Here is a 13,613-nt window from a genome sequence, read left to right as displayed (position 1 = left end):
ATCACGAATGCTCCGCAGAGTTGAATTCACCCGCAATGACTTCGGGGCGCTGCGTTTTAGGAGCGCCTGGTGAGCCTTCCTTCAAGCGCTCCCGAATGTCTTGTCGGTGTTTCTGGAAGTAGATCAGCGATTTTTGAACGGCTTTCACGATAGCCCGGGGCGTGATGGTGGCACCGGTGAACTGATCGAAGACGCCGCCATTCTTTTTGACGTTCCAGAGTTTTGGGCGCGGATTTTTGAGGGAGCGCCCTTCGAAGTTGTAAACCCAGTCTGATTTGCGAGTTTCTATCCGGTCACCAAGCCCCGGTGTTTCCCGGTGATTGGTGACCCGAACGCCCAAAACTTCGCCATTCATATCAATGCCAACCAGTAAGCGGATATCCCCCGAGTAACCATCCGGAGCCGTCGTGGGCATGATAATCCCGACCGGCTGACCGTCGCGCCGGGCGACCCATACAAATACAGGTTCCTGATTGGGTTGCTGGGCACTGGATGGTAGCGCTACCACATCCTTAAGTAAGTCGTTATCGTGCTGGTTTTCCGGGATGATTTCGAACAGTGCTTTGGCTTCTGCGCGTTCAGCTTGTTCGATAATCCGGTCTTTAGTAATGCCTTGGGTCAGCGCGATGGTCCCACCTGTAATGACGGCAAACAGTCCCAAGCCGGTAGCGCTTCGGCGAATGGAGGTCATCATTGCATTCATGACTTGGCTCCGTTCTTACTGGGCAAGCCTCTGCGTGACTTGTGGTGGCCATAGGTGCGCGGCGGTGTGTAGTGATCGATAAACGGCACTGCAAAGTTCATTAAGAGCACGCTAAAGGCGACCGCATCCGGGTAGTTGCCCCAAGTTCGGATCAGATAGATCAGAATGCCGATGCAGGCACCGTAGATCAACTTGCCTTGATGGCTAGTGGCGGCAGAAACGGGGTCCGTAGCGATGAAGAATGCACCGAGCATGGTGCCACCGGCTAATAGATGAAGTTGTAAAGGGGCGTACTGGTCGGCGTTGCTGCCAAACGCGAGGCTCATAATGCCAACGCCGGCAAGGAAGGCGACAGGAACGTGCCAGGTAATGATTTTCAAGCCGATAAGGATCAATCCGCCGAGGAGAAAGGCTAAGTTAACCCATTCCCACCCCCGGGCGACCTGGTCACCAAAGGTAGGATGCTGAAGCACTTCAGCGGCCGTGTGTGTGGCTATTTTGTGCTTGTACTCATCCAGTGGTGTTGCCATGGTCCAGCCATCAATAGCGGTTTGGCTGGCGGAAAAAATAGTCGAGAGTGTCTCGCTAAGCCCCGGCGCGCCAGCCCAAAGGGTGGCTGGCTGGGCCCAGTTTGTTGTCATGGCCACCGGAAATGACACCAACACCAGGGCATACCCCACCATGGCTGGGTTGAACGGGTTTGAACCAAGCCCACCGTATAACTGCTTTGCCACGACAATAGCGGTAATCACGGCAACGCCCGACACCCACCAAGGTGCGAGCTGGGGAAGGGACAAACCCAGCAACAAGCCGGTTACCGCTGCGGTATTGTCACGGAGGAAAAAGCCAATCGGCTTGTTGCGCATCTTGAGAATGGCTGCTTCGGTCGACATGGCAAGTGCCACACACCAAATAACATTGATCAAATTACCCCAGCCAAAGAATAACGTCTGTGCGAGCAAGCCCGGAAGCGCCGCCAGAATGACCCAAAGCATCACGCGAGACGTTGGGCGAGCTTTGTGGGCGTGGGGTGAAGACTGTTGGATTAATGCCATGAACGATCAGCCTGAAATAAGTTATTCGGACGACGGAGTTTCGGGTTCAGCCGGGACATGCTTGCGAGCTTCGGCGAGTGCGTCTTTTGCACGCTTGACGCGGTCATGGTTTTTGGCAACCGCACGCTCCAGCTTGTCTACGTTATCGGCTTGTTCAGCTTTTGCTTCGTTCAGCATCCCTTGCATCGTATTCAGCTTGGCTTCGGCTTGGGTTACCTGTTTCTCCAGAGTTTCGAGGTCGGGTTGTTCCTGAACGGCTGAGGATTCCGCTTTCGTTTGTGCTGCTTTGGCCTTTTTGCGTTCCAACGCCTGTTGCACCAAGGCCGCTTTGGCTGAGCGGTCGTCAACGACCTCGCCGTCAGCGGCGGCCTGTTCGGCTTCGGCCTTCTTTTTCGCCTGCGCTTCGGCAGCCGCCTTTGCGCGTTCTTTGCGGCGCTGTTCTTTTTCTTGTTGTTCCCGTTCAAGACGCGCCTGGCGCGCTTCGAACCGCTCTCTTGCCCTGTCAGATTTGAGCTGTTCTTCGCGCTGGGTCCGAATTTCGCCTTTGGCAAAGCGGTAGTACTGCACCAAGGGAATCGAGCTTGGGCAAACGTATGAACAGGCACCGCATTCGATACAATCGAACAGGTTAAGGTGCTCGGCTTTCTCGAACTCTTCGGCCTTCGAGTACCAGAACAACTGTTGAGGTAACAATTCCATCGGGCATGCTTCTGCACATTCGCCACAGCGAATACAGGGCTGCTCGGGGGGCGGAGCCTGCAACTCTTGTGCTGTAGCCGCGATCACACAGTTGGATGTTTTTACGATCGGAACCGAGTCGGTGGTGAGTGTGTAACCCATCATAGGACCACCTTGCACTAACCGGTTAAGTAAATTCGTTTGCAGGCCGGCTTCGGATAGCAGCGCTCTGACCGGTGTACCAAGCAGGGTGTCGAAGTTGCCGGCTTCCTGAACCGCGTCACCGGTGATGGTCACGATTCGTGAGATCAGCGGTTTGCCTTCAAGGATCGCGCGGGAAACTGCGACTGCTGTGCCCACGTTTTGGCACATCACGCCAATGTCTGCAGGAATGCCACCGCTGGGCACTTCCAGGCCGGTCAGAATCTGAACTAGCTGTTTCTCACCGCCAGAAGGGTACTTGGTCGGGATCACCGAAACTTCGATTTGGGTGCCTTGAATCGCTTCGCGCAGGGCGGCAATCGCTTCCGGCTTGTTGTCTTCGATACCAATAACGCAGCGGGATGGCCGGAGAATCCAAGCCATGACTTGCATGCCGGATACCACTTCGGCAGCGCGCTCACGCATGGTCATGTCGTCAGCGGTAATGTACGGCTCGCATTCCGCACCATTGAGAATCAGCGTTTCGACTTTACGATCACGGGGTGGTCTTAATTTGATGGTGGTCGGGAAGCCCGCGCCACCCATGCCAGATATTCCTGCGTCGCGGATCAGTTGCAGCACCTCGTCGCGATCGTGTTTCTGATAGTTTTCGACGGGATACAGGTCTACCCATTCATCTTTGCCATCCGGCTTCAGGATCACGCACAGATCCGACATGCCTGATGGGTGAGGAACGGGCCGCAGTTCAATAGCTTGGATGATGCCAGATGTTGGTGCGTGAACTGGCACGCCCATGCCAGCCGTTACATCGCCAATTTTCTGTCCCTTAAGAACCCGGTCGCCCTCGCTGACCATCGCCTCGGCCTGTACGCCAATATGCTGCTGTAAAGGCAAGATCAAACGTTCAGGAATGCACGCCGTCCGGATCGGGCGGCGGGTCGATTGAATTTTGTTTTCAGGCGGATGAATGCCGCCTGAAAAATCCCACAACTGGCTCATCAGACAGTGGCTCCCTGGCGGTCAGTGGCGATGATGCTTGGTGCTGGCGGTGTCCAGGTACGTATATCCGCTTCAACGGTGATCATATCAATGCAGTCAACCGGGCAGGGTTCAACGCACAGGTCGCAACCTGTGCATTCGCTTTCGATCACGGTGTGCATGTGTTTGGCTGCGCCGAGAATGGCATCGACCGGGCACGCCTGAATGCATTTGGTGCAACCAATGCATTCGTCTTCCCGGATCACGGCAACGCGAACGGCTTGTTCGGCTCCGTGTTCGGCATCCAGAGGCTGAGGCTCCACATCGAGCAGGTCTGCCAGTGCTTTGATGGTACTTTCACCGCCCGGGGGGCATTTGTTGATGGCAGCGCCGTCAGCGATCGCATCGGCATAGGGGCGGCAACCCGGATAGCCACACTGGCCGCATTGAGTTTGAGGCAGAAGAGAGTCGATCTGATCGACGAGAGGGTTGCCTTCAACTTTAAAACGCTCAGAGGCAAAGCCGAGCAGTCCGCCAAACACCAGCGCCAGAGTAAGCAGCACGGCAACAGCAATCAGGAAGCTAATCCACATAATGCGTGCTCCTTAAACCGCAACCAGGCCAGTAAAGCCCAGAAATGCCAGTGCCATGAGGCCTGCGGTGATCAGACCGATGGACGCTCCACGAAACACGACGGGGACATCGGATACAGCAATACGTTCACGCATCGCTGCAAACAGTACCAACACCATAGAAAAGCCAGCCGCTGCACCAAAGCCGTAAAGAACAGACTCAATAAAGTTGTTGTTCTTATTGATGTTCAGCAAGGCAACACCCAGTACCGCGCAATTAGTGGTGATCAATGGTAAGAAAATACCGAGAACCCGATACAGCAAAGGGCTGGTTTTGCGCACAACCATCTCGGTGAACTGAACCACGACGGCAATCACCAGAATGAAGGTTATGGTGCGCAAAAACGCCAGATCCAGTGGCTCCAACAAGTAGGTGTAGGCCAGATAACTGCAAACAGACGCCAACGTCAGCACAAAGGTAGTTGCCAGCGACATGCCCATGGCGGTTTCCAATTTTCCGGAAACCCCCATGAAAGGGCATAGCCCGAGGAACTGAACCAGCACGAAGTTGTTTACCAAGATCGTACTGACCAAAATAAGCAAATACTCTGTCATCGGGAGCGTCTCTGCCTGTTGCTGCTTACATCACCCGCATGCCCGGCGTCGCGCCGGAATCGGGGGACAGAATAAAAATGTCTTTACCGCCGGGCCCTGCGGCCAGAACCATGCCTTCAGACATGCCAAACTTCATCTTTCGTGGCTTCAGGTTTGCAACCATCACCGTTAGGCGGCCTTCGAGTTCTTCCGGTTTGTAGGCAGACTTAATACCCGCAAACACGTTGCGTTCGCCATGTCCCACGTCAAGAGTCAGTCGGAGAAGCTTGTCGGCACCTTCCACATGCTCGGCCTTGACGATTTTCACCACTCGCAGATCGACCTTCGCGAAATCGCCGAATTCGATTTCATCCGCGATGGGTTCCAGATCAGACGCGGGCGCCTGCTGCTGGCCGGTGGCGGCGGGCATTTCTTCCTTGGAGGCGTCCAGCATTTTCTCAACATGGGCCATATCGACACGGCTCATCAGCGGTTTGAACTTGTCGATGCCGTGATTTTCCAGCAGATTCGCCCGCTCATTCCAGGTCAGGCGATCATTCAAGAACGATGCGGAAGCCTTGGCTGTTTCCGGCAATACCGGTGTTAGATAGGTCATCAGCAGACGGAACATGTTGATCGCATTGGTACAGATCGCCTGCAGTTTATCGTCCTGACCTTCTTGTTTGGCAATGATCCAAGGCTGTTCGTCGTTCACGTACTGGTTGGCAATGTCGGCCAACTCCATGATCCGACGCATCGCACGGCCAAATTCGCGGGTTTCGTAAAAATCGGCAATTTGTTCGCCAGCGTCGATGAATTCTTGCAGTTTTTCTTTCTCAGTCACTTGGCCGAGCTGACCATCGAAGCGTTTGGTGATGAAACCGGCGCTGCGGCTGGCGATATTCACCACCTTGCCAACGAGGTCAGAATTCACACGTGCTGCGAAGTCTTCAAGGTTCAAGTCCATATCATCAACGCCACCAGTAAGCTTGGCGGCGAAGTAATAGCGCAAATATTCTGGATTTAAATGATCCAAATAGGTGCGAGCCATGATGAAGGTGCCACGAGACTTCGACATCTTTTTACCGTTAACGGTGACAAAACCGTGCGCCCAAACCGCGGTTGGCGTGCGGAAACCGGCATCGTGCAGCATCGATGGCCAGAATAAAGCGTGGAAGTTGATGATGTCTTTACCAATGAAGTGATACACCTCGGCCGTGGAATCTTTCTTCCAGAAGTGTTCGAAATCGATACCTTCACGGTTACACAGGTTTTTGAAACTGGCGAGGTAGCCAATTGGCGCGTCCAGCCAGACATAGAAAAACTTGCCCGGTGCGTCCGGAATTTCAAAACCGAAGTAGGGCGCATCACGGCTGATGTCCCATTCCTGCAGCCCTGCATCCAGCCATTCGGCCAGCTTGTTGGCCACCTGTGGCTGCAGAGCGCCACTGCGAGTCCACTTGCTCAGAAAATTGTGGAACTCCGGCAATTTGAAGAAGTAATGCTCAGACTCTTTCTCAACCGGCGTGGCGCCAGAAACGGCCGAGCGAGGGTTGATCAGCTCTGCGGGGGTGTAAGTGGCGCCACAGGCTTCACAGTTATCGCCGTATTGATCGTCTGTCTTGCATTTCGGGCAGGTACCCTTAATAAAACGGTCTGCCAGAAACATCTCTTTCTCGGGATCAAAAAACTGCTTGATCTTGCGAGTCGCGATGTTGCCGTTGGCTTGAATCTGACGGTAGATGTATTCGGAGAAATATTGGTTTTCTTCCGAATGGGTTGAGTAATAATTGTCGAACTGGATGTGGAAACCAGAAAAATCTTCCTGATGCTCCTGACGAATCCGGTCAATTAACTGCTCAGGCGTAATACCTTCACGCTCGGCACGCAGCATGATCGCGGTACCGTGGGCATCGTCGGCGCAAACGTAATAGCAGTTGTGGCCACGCATTTTCTGGTAGCGCACCCAGATATCAGTCTGAATGTATTCCAGCAGGTGCCCAAGATGGATGGGCCCGTTGGCGTAGGGCAGAGCGCTGGTAACCAGAATGTCGCGCTGTTGATTGCTCGCTTGCGTCATGGTGATGTCCGAACCTTATGTTGATACGGGATGGAAAGCCAAATAGGGTTTTGAAGACAATCAGAATTGATTGTTCCAGACGAAGACCCCATATGGTCAGAAACGGCCACAGATGATACCTTCCAAGCCATCAATTTTCACCTGCATTCAGGGTGATAAGCATATTCCGGAGACCCCGATGACCCAGATCACCCAAAAGGCACTCGAAGACGCCGTACGCGAATACCGTGACCCGTACTTGAACAAAGACCTGTATGAACTGGGCGCGGTGAAAAATCTGACGGCAGACGAGCAGGGAAATGTCACCTTGATGGTCGAACTGCCATACCCCTCAAAGGGAATTGCTGGCGGCTTGAAACAAATCGTCGCCAATGCCATTGAGTTCGTTGACGGCGTAGAAAGCGCCGAAGTGCACGTGGCACAAAAAATCCACGCCTGCAAAATCAACAAAGAAATTGCCACTGTCCCTGGCGTGAAAAACATCATCGCCGTCGCCTCCGGCAAAGGCGGGGTCGGAAAATCTACCACCGCCGTCAACCTGGCATTGGCGCTACAGGCTGAAGGTGCCCGGGTAGGCATCCTCGATGCCGACATCTACGGCCCCAGCATCGGCATGATGCTTGGCGTACCGGAAGGCAAGCGCCCCGACGTGCGCGAAAACAAATACTTCGTACCCATGCAGGCCCATGGCTTACAAGCCAACTCCATGGCCTTCGTCACCACCGACAAGACCCCCATGGCCTGGCGTGGCCCCATGGTCAGCGGTGCCGTCATGCAACTGCTGCAACAAACCTTATGGGATGAGCTCGACTATCTCGTAGTTGATATGCCCCCGGGCACCGGCGACATCCAGCTGACCCTCGGCCAAAAAGTCCCGGTCACCGGCACCGTCATCGTCACCACCCCGCAAAACATCGCCTTGCTGGACGGTAAAAAAGGCATCGAAATGTTCCGCAAAGTGGACATCCCGGTGATCGGTGTTATCGAAAACATGAGTGTCCACATCTGCAGCAACTGCGGCCACGAAGAACACCTGTTCGGCTGCGAAGGCGGCGCACGCATCGCGGAAGAATACGACACCACCTTGCTGGGCCAGCTGCCCCTGCACATGACCATCCGCGAACAAACCGACAGCGGTTCGCCAACCGTCGTTGCCGAGCCGGATTCTGAAGTGGCACGCCGCTACCGCGATATTGCTCGGAGGGTAGGTGCGGAGCTGTCCACTAGGGAGCGGAATCTAGGCGGAACGATTTCCAGTGTTTCGGTAGTTGAGCCATAAAAACCAGAGGCTTATTGGAACAGCTTTCACCAAAGTTTGAACGCGGAATCGGGCACGCCTTCCAAAAATGTCGTAGGCCATGGATGGCCGAAGAGAAGCGCACATGGATGTGCTAGTAGCGGTTTTTGGAAGGCGTGCCCGATGCCGCAGTCGCCTGAGTTAGATCTTTTGACAAGGCCGCTCTCGCAGCTGAGATCACCAAATCCAAAAGCGTGACTGATAAAAGCCCAAGCCTTCGACACAACCCCAAGGACAAGGTAAACTACGCCCCAATTTTTCCCAGCTGGAAACGAGAATTCCCCATGAGCATAAAGTCCGATAAGTGGATCCGCCGGATGTCCGAAGAGCACGGCATGATCGAACCCTTCGAAGCCGGGCAAGTTCGTGAAAACGAAAAAGGCCGCGTCATTTCCTACGGCACCTCAAGCTACGGGTACGACGTACGTTGCAGCAACGAATTCAAAATCTTCACCAACGTACACAGCGCCACCGTAGACCCGAAGAATTTCGACGAAAACAGCTTCGTCAACGTCACCAGCGACGTCTGCATCATACCGCCGAACAGCTTCGCACTGGCGCGTACCGTTGAATACTTCCGCATCCCTAGAAGCGTGCTCACCATCTGCCTCGGCAAAAGCACCTACGCCCGTTGCGGCATCATCGTCAACGTAACCCCGCTGGAACCGGAATGGGAGGGTCAGGTGACTCTGGAGTTTTCCAACACCACCAACCTGCCAGCGAAAATTTACGCCAACGAAGGCGTCGCCCAGATGCTGTTCTTCGAATCCGATGAAATGTGCGAAACCAGCTACAAAGACCGTGGCGGAAAATACCTTGGCCAGACAGGCGTGACCCTGCCGCGGACATGAACGCCAACCAGTTTTTGAAAGCCGTTTCACAACTGCAGGGCTGGCGCGAATGCGCCTACCTATTGGCCCTTGCCGAGCGCGCCTTCCCCAACTACGCTCTGTTCGCAGACGCAGTAGGCATGAAAAGCGGTGGCAAAATGCGCCAACTGCTAGATCTTGCTTGGGGAACCTTGCAGCTGGACACCTCTGAAGCTGCGATCCCACAATTGCTTAGCAAACTCGAAACTCTAAGCCCGAACGTCGATGAATTCGATGCCTATGGTGTGTACCCGGCTTTCGATTTCTGTCAGTTGCTTGAGCAAGCCCTGCTGAATCGCCTGAACCCGAACAAGCACCGGGCAACCGACGCTTCGCAATTGGCCACCAAAACCGTCATGGACTTCGTTGAAATGTCGGAAGGTGAGGGGATGGACGACGACGAACTTATCCGATTGTTCGAACAGCATCCCGTGCTCAAAGAAGACAAAATCTTCCAGCGCGACACAGTGCTTGCTCTGAAGCGCCAGCGCGTGCCCAGTGAAGACTTCATTGAAGAGTTGCGAAACGACGCGTCGAACGAAGGTGTCAGCAATCTGGGTATCTCGCTCGATACCTGATTGCCGCATCCCGCAGTAGAATTCGCCTAAACCTCCTTAATCGCTTTTGAACGGATAAGAGACATGAAACTCTCTGCTTTTGGTCGTAAGTTCACCGCCGATGCCGGCATTACTTCACTGATGGATGACTTAGGAAATGCCATGGCATCTGGTGAAGATATGATCATGATGGGGGGTGGCAACCCCGGCCACATTCCTGAGGTTCAACAGAGAGTGCAGGAGATTCTGGCGAATATGGCCACCGATGAGAGTCAGGTGCGCCGCTTGGTGGGCGTCTACGATCCCCCTCAGGGTGAAAAACAGTTTATTGCCGCGTTGGCAGAGTTGCTGAACGAGGAGTACGGCTGGGGGCTGACGCCCGAGAACATCGCGCTCACCAATGGTAGTCAGGCAGCTTTCTTCATGCTGTTTAATATGTTCGGTGGTGAGTACGGCAACGGGCAGCGCAAGCACATCTTGCTACCGCTGGCGCCGGAATACATCGGTTATGCCGATGCGGGCATTGAGCAGGATTTGTTCCATGCCGTGCAGCCGGATATCTCGTTCACGGATGCCCACGAATTTAAATACCGCGTGGACTTCGATGCGGTTGAAGTGACCGGTGAAACGGGCGCTATCTGCGTGTCCCGTCCCACCAACCCGACGGGTAATGTCATTACGGATGAAGAGCTGGCTCGGCTGGAAGGTATGGCTCGTGAGCACGACATCCCGCTGATTGTGGATGGAGCCTACGGCACGCCTTTCCCGAGCTTGTTGTTCGTGGATGCAAAGCCCACCTGGAACGAGCAGATTATTCTTTGTCTGAGTTTGTCCAAGCTAGGGTTGCCGGCTGCTCGCACCGGTATCGTGATCGCCTCTGCGCCGGTTATCAAAGCCTTGTCCGGTATCAACGCCATCATGAATCTGGCAACCGGTAGTTTTGGTGCCATGTTGGCAGAGCCGCTGGTTAAGTCTGGTGAAATACTGTCACTGAGCCGTGAAGTGATTTGCCCGTTCTACAAGGCGAAAATGGAAAGAGCCGTTGAGGCATTTCGGGTGGCGATGGGTGAAGACAGTTGTCGCTGGTACATCCACAAGCCGGAAGGGGCAATGTTCCTGTGGTTGTGGTTTCCGGATTTGCCGATTTCAAGCCTGGAGTTATATCAGCGCCTGAAAGAGCGGGGCGTGTTGGTGGTGTCGGGCCATTACTTCTTCCCGGGCTTGCCGGACGATGACTGGAAACATCGCCATGAGTGTCTGCGGGTAACCTACTCCCAGGACGATGAGCAGGTTGCAAAAGGGTTGCGCATTATAGCTGATGAAGTGAGGGCGGTGTGGGCCGAGCACGGTGTCGCGGGTCAGTCTTGAACCCGCGCATCTTTCAGGCGTAACTCATATTCGCTGCCATCTGGCTCGACCTGAAGCAGGCGGGCCAGCAAATAATTTTGCTCCGGATCAAACCACATCAAGGTTTGGCGTTTGGAATCTTCTTCGCGCACCTTTTCCGCTTTCAGTGTTTTCATAGTGTGGCCGCGGTCGCTTAGGCTTTCTTCGGCAATAACGGCAAAGCGATCGGTGTCGTAGTCCCCTTTATCCAGCACTCGGTAAGCGAGGTCACGCTTTCCGGCCTTCAAATCCTGGTGCAACTGCAATTGGTAGCCCAAGGGGTCCAGAGTGCCTTCCTCTAGCTTCACCTCAAATGATTTGCCACGATTTTTTCCGGTTGCTACGCCTTTTTGCCAGTCGAAATCAATGGACTGCTTCCGGTCTTTGATTAGAAAGCCAGACAGGCGGTAGCGGTAGCGTAAAGGGATGACGTGCCCGTTCTCCCATTTGAAAATGAGGGATTCATTGATGTCGGCGATGAAAGAATCAACATCGGTGCGGTACAGCCAAATGTTGTTGCCCTGAGCTGTGAGCGTGCGGATGCCTTGACCATTCAGGCTTACGCCTTTGGACATAGAGGCGGTGTAGCTGGCCTCGTAGGGGGTCAGTTCTGAGGTGGTGGAATTGTCAGTTGAAGCGCTGGCTGCGAGGCTAAAAAACAATAGCCCCGCGAGCAGCGAAAAAATTCTAATTGGCGCTTTACAGCTTTGCATTCGAAGGCCTCTTCACGGTCTGTGCATGTCACAGTCTAGCCGTTCTTGGTTCCGAGAGGATGACAATCTGTTCAGCTATCCGAGAGGCGCATGGGTCTCGGTAGCAGCGACCCGTCCAATTGAACGCCATCGGCTGCAAGCTGGATGCGACCTTCGCAGAACCAGCGCAGAACGATCGGGTAGAGCAGGTGTTCCTGCTGTTGGACACGCTCCGCCAGTGATTCCGGGGTGTCGTCTTCGTTTACCCGAATTTCGGATTGTGCGATGACGGGGCCGCCGTCTAGCTCTTCCGTGACAAAGTGAATCGAAACGCCATGAACTTTGTCGCCGGCTTCCAGCACCCGTTTGTGCGTGTTTAGGCCGGTATAAGCCGGCAGAAGCGAAGGATGAATGTTCAGCATCCTGCCCCGGAATGCGCGAACGAAATCGGGCGTCAAAATGCGCATGAAGCCAGCAAGTACGATAACGTCCGGATTGTGCCTGTGCAGCTCAGCCATCAGAGAGGCATCGAAAGCCTCCCGTGAATCCGACTTCGTATGATCAATGACGAAGGTGGGGATATTGGCTTGAGCTGCGCGCTCCAGTGCAAATGCACCGGGGCGGTTGCACCCAACAGCAATGATTTCCCCGGGAAAGTCTCGTTCACGGGTGGCTTCGATCAGAGCTTGCAGGTTGGTTCCGCTGCCTGACGCCAGAACAACAATTTTCGGTAGCGGCGCTGGGTCTGCCATCATGCTTTAAGCAGCCCTGGTGCGTAACGAACGGCTGATGCAGTGTCGTTGGAGTCTGCGTTTTCGATCACACCCACCTGCCACACGGTTTCACCCATCGCGTTCAGTGTGTCGATCGCCAGATCTTTTTGATCTTCAGGCACGCAGACAATCATGCCAATACCGCAGTTAAACGTGCGGTACATTTCTTCTGCCGCTACGCCGCCGGCATCTTTCAGCCACTGGAATACAGGAGGCAGTTCCCAGCTTTCCGTATCGATTGCCGCAACTGTGTTGTCTGGCAGAACACGGGGAATGTTTTCTGGCAGTCCGCCGCCGGTGATGTGTGACATGGCGCGAACGTCTACGTCACGAATCAGCTTGAGCAGGTTCTTCACATAGATGCGAGTCGGAGCCATAAGAGCGTCAGCCAGCGTGGTGTCGCCTAAAGGTTGGCTCAAGTCCGCTCCGCTTACTTCGATGATTTTGCGAATCAGCGAGTAGCCGTTCGAGTGCGGGCCTGACGAGCCTAAGGCCAGCAGTACGTCGCCGGACTGAACGCGGCTACCGTCAAGAATGTTTTCACGTTCAACAACACCAACGCAGAAGCCGGCGAGGTCGTAGTCATCGCCTTCATACATGCCTGGCATTTCAGCAGTTTCGCCGCCTACCAGTGCGCAGCCGGAAAGCTCACAGCCTCTGCCGATGCCTTCAACAACATTCGCTGCGATGTCGACGTTAAGTTTGCCCGTGGCGTAGTAATCCAGGAAGAACAGAGGCTCGGCGCCACCAACGATCAAGTCGTTCACGCACATGGCAACAAGATCAATGCCGATGGTGTCGTGCTTTTCGAGTTGCATGGCGAGGCGAAGCTTAGTGCCTACGCCATCAGTGCCGGAAACCAGTACGGGCTCTTTGTAGCCGGCTGGGATGGACACCATGGCACCAAATCCACCAAGGCCGCCGAGTACTTCGGGGCGGCGGGTTTTGGTCGCGGTGTTCTTAATGCGGTTGACCAGCTCGTTGCCGGCATCAATATCAACACCCGCATCGCGGTAGGTGAGGGAGGGCTTCTGTTCGCTCATGGAAAATAACCATTGGACTGTGGGTCTGGCCGCGGATTTTAACAGGTGCGCACGGGGGGTCCAACTGGTATTCCGCGATCCGGCCACTATTCGTTGGTTAATCTACGGTTATCACGTAGAGCGGTGGCTGGCTTGCTACTCAGCCGACAGGTGATGGTGTATCCTGTGCGCCAA

General features: G+C 54.6%; 13 protein-coding genes. 4 read left to right on the top strand and 9 right to left on the bottom strand.

Translation table 11 applies throughout. The features are described 5' to 3' along the window. Position 1: 1 nt before the first annotated feature. From rsxG to metG, 6 genes are read right to left on the bottom strand one after another with little or no spacing between them, the layout of a single operon-like run. On the bottom strand, positions 2-703 hold the full coding sequence (gene rsxG / locus K5L82_RS01935) for an electron transport complex subunit RsxG (RefSeq protein WP_223132963.1): 702 nt from the start codon (positions 701-703) through the stop codon (positions 2-4). Next, positions 700-1,758 carry an electron transport complex subunit RsxD gene (gene rsxD / locus K5L82_RS01930; protein ID WP_223132962.1) on the bottom strand — a complete coding sequence of 353 codons (1,059 nt, stop codon included), beginning with the start codon at positions 1,756-1,758 and terminating at the stop codon, positions 700-702. Before rsxD ends, rsxG begins: the two co-directional genes overlap by 4 nt. Before the next feature lie 21 nt (positions 1,759-1,779). Next, positions 1,780-3,597 carry an electron transport complex subunit RsxC gene (rsxC, locus tag K5L82_RS01925; RefSeq protein ID WP_223132961.1) on the bottom strand — a complete coding sequence of 606 codons (1,818 nt, stop codon included), beginning with the start codon at positions 3,595-3,597 and terminating at the stop codon, positions 1,780-1,782. Beyond that, entirely contained in the window at positions 3,597-4,169 is a 573-nt protein-coding gene (rsxB, locus tag K5L82_RS01920) for an electron transport complex subunit RsxB (protein ID WP_133005193.1), read from the bottom strand. Before rsxB ends, rsxC begins: the two co-directional genes overlap by 1 nt. A gap of 12 nt (positions 4,170-4,181) precedes the next feature. Then, positions 4,182-4,763 (bottom strand): electron transport complex subunit RsxA, encoded by a 582-nt coding sequence (gene rsxA / locus K5L82_RS01915; RefSeq protein WP_114335715.1) that lies wholly within the window; start codon positions 4,761-4,763, stop codon positions 4,182-4,184. Positions 4,764-4,788: 25 nt separating this feature from the next. Beyond that, on the bottom strand, positions 4,789-6,822 hold the full coding sequence (metG, locus tag K5L82_RS01910) for a methionine--tRNA ligase (RefSeq protein WP_223132960.1): 2,034 nt from the start codon (positions 6,820-6,822) through the stop codon (positions 4,789-4,791). Positions 6,823-7,000: 178 nt separating this feature from the next. On the opposite strand from metG, the gene apbC reads away from it, so the two are divergent. The 4 genes from apbC to K5L82_RS01890 all read left to right on the top strand — a co-directional run bounded on the left by apbC (position 7,001) and on the right by K5L82_RS01890 (position 10,913). Continuing rightward, on the top strand, positions 7,001-8,101 hold the full coding sequence (apbC, locus tag K5L82_RS01905) for an iron-sulfur cluster carrier protein ApbC (RefSeq protein ID WP_223132959.1): 1,101 nt from the start codon (positions 7,001-7,003) through the stop codon (positions 8,099-8,101). A 302-nt stretch (positions 8,102-8,403) separates the two neighbouring features. Further along, positions 8,404-8,970, top strand: a complete 567-nt coding sequence (gene dcd, locus K5L82_RS01900; protein WP_133005196.1) for a dCTP deaminase — start codon at positions 8,404-8,406, stop codon at positions 8,968-8,970. After that, positions 8,967-9,566, top strand: coding sequence for a YjaG family protein (locus tag K5L82_RS01895; protein ID WP_133005197.1), 600 nt, complete (start codon positions 8,967-8,969; stop codon positions 9,564-9,566). The genes dcd and K5L82_RS01895 overlap by 4 nt, the downstream gene beginning before the upstream one ends. Before the next feature lie 63 nt (positions 9,567-9,629). Then, entirely contained in the window at positions 9,630-10,913 is a 1,284-nt protein-coding gene (locus K5L82_RS01890; RefSeq protein WP_133005198.1) for a valine--pyruvate transaminase, read from the top strand. On the opposite strand, the gene K5L82_RS01885 is transcribed toward K5L82_RS01890, so the two are convergent. The 3 genes from K5L82_RS01885 to purM form a co-directional block, all read right to left on the bottom strand. Beyond that, positions 10,904-11,644 carry a DUF3108 domain-containing protein gene (locus tag K5L82_RS01885; RefSeq protein ID WP_223132958.1) on the bottom strand — a complete coding sequence of 247 codons (741 nt, stop codon included), beginning with the start codon at positions 11,642-11,644 and terminating at the stop codon, positions 10,904-10,906. The two genes, K5L82_RS01890 and K5L82_RS01885, sit on opposite strands and share 10 nt — an antisense overlap. A 71-nt stretch (positions 11,645-11,715) precedes the next feature. Next, positions 11,716-12,378, bottom strand: a complete 663-nt coding sequence (gene purN, locus K5L82_RS01880; RefSeq protein WP_133005200.1) for a phosphoribosylglycinamide formyltransferase — start codon at positions 12,376-12,378, stop codon at positions 11,716-11,718. After that, positions 12,375-13,439: a phosphoribosylformylglycinamidine cyclo-ligase gene (purM, locus tag K5L82_RS01875; RefSeq protein ID WP_133005201.1), complete on the bottom strand. Its 1,065-nt coding sequence runs from the start codon at positions 13,437-13,439 to the stop codon at positions 12,375-12,377. The genes purN and purM overlap by 4 nt, the downstream gene beginning before the upstream one ends. Between the last annotated feature and the right edge of the window lie 174 nt (positions 13,440-13,613).

This window comes from Marinobacter sp. AL4B (assembly GCF_019916045.1).
Taxonomy (GTDB): Bacteria; Pseudomonadota; Gammaproteobacteria; order Pseudomonadales; family Oleiphilaceae; genus Marinobacter.
Note: the sequence above shows the minus strand (reverse complement) of the source record. Positions and strands in the feature narration are given on the sequence as shown.

Bases quoted from the DNA above. Each gene is read 5' to 3' on its own strand.
- dcd (WP_133005196.1), top strand. From the start codon at position 8,404: ATGAGCATAAAGTCCGATAAGTGGATCCGCCGGATGTCCGAAGAGCAC.
- rsxB (WP_133005193.1), bottom strand. From the start codon at position 4,169: ATGTGGATTAGCTTCCTGATTGCTGTTGCCGTGCTGCTTACTCTGGCG.
- purN (WP_133005200.1), bottom strand. From the start codon at position 12,378: ATGATGGCAGACCCAGCGCCGCTACCGAAAATTGTTGTTCTGGCGTCA.
- purM (WP_133005201.1), bottom strand. From the start codon at position 13,439: ATGAGCGAACAGAAGCCCTCCCTCACCTACCGCGATGCGGGTGTTGAT.
- metG (WP_223132960.1), bottom strand. From the start codon at position 6,822: ATGACGCAAGCGAGCAATCAACAGCGCGACATTCTGGTTACCAGCGCT.
- rsxC (WP_223132961.1), bottom strand. From the start codon at position 3,597: ATGAGCCAGTTGTGGGATTTTTCAGGCGGCATTCATCCGCCTGAAAAC.
- apbC (WP_223132959.1), top strand. From the start codon at position 7,001: ATGACCCAGATCACCCAAAAGGCACTCGAAGACGCCGTACGCGAATAC.
- K5L82_RS01895 (WP_133005197.1), top strand. From the start codon at position 8,967: ATGAACGCCAACCAGTTTTTGAAAGCCGTTTCACAACTGCAGGGCTGG.
- K5L82_RS01885 (WP_223132958.1), bottom strand. From the start codon at position 11,644: ATGCAAAGCTGTAAAGCGCCAATTAGAATTTTTTCGCTGCTCGCGGGG.
- rsxA (WP_114335715.1), bottom strand. From the start codon at position 4,763: ATGACAGAGTATTTGCTTATTTTGGTCAGTACGATCTTGGTAAACAAC.
- rsxD (WP_223132962.1), bottom strand. From the start codon at position 1,758: ATGGCATTAATCCAACAGTCTTCACCCCACGCCCACAAAGCTCGCCCA.
- rsxG (WP_223132963.1), bottom strand. From the start codon at position 703: ATGAATGCAATGATGACCTCCATTCGCCGAAGCGCTACCGGCTTGGGA.
- K5L82_RS01890 (WP_133005198.1), top strand. From the start codon at position 9,630: ATGAAACTCTCTGCTTTTGGTCGTAAGTTCACCGCCGATGCCGGCATT.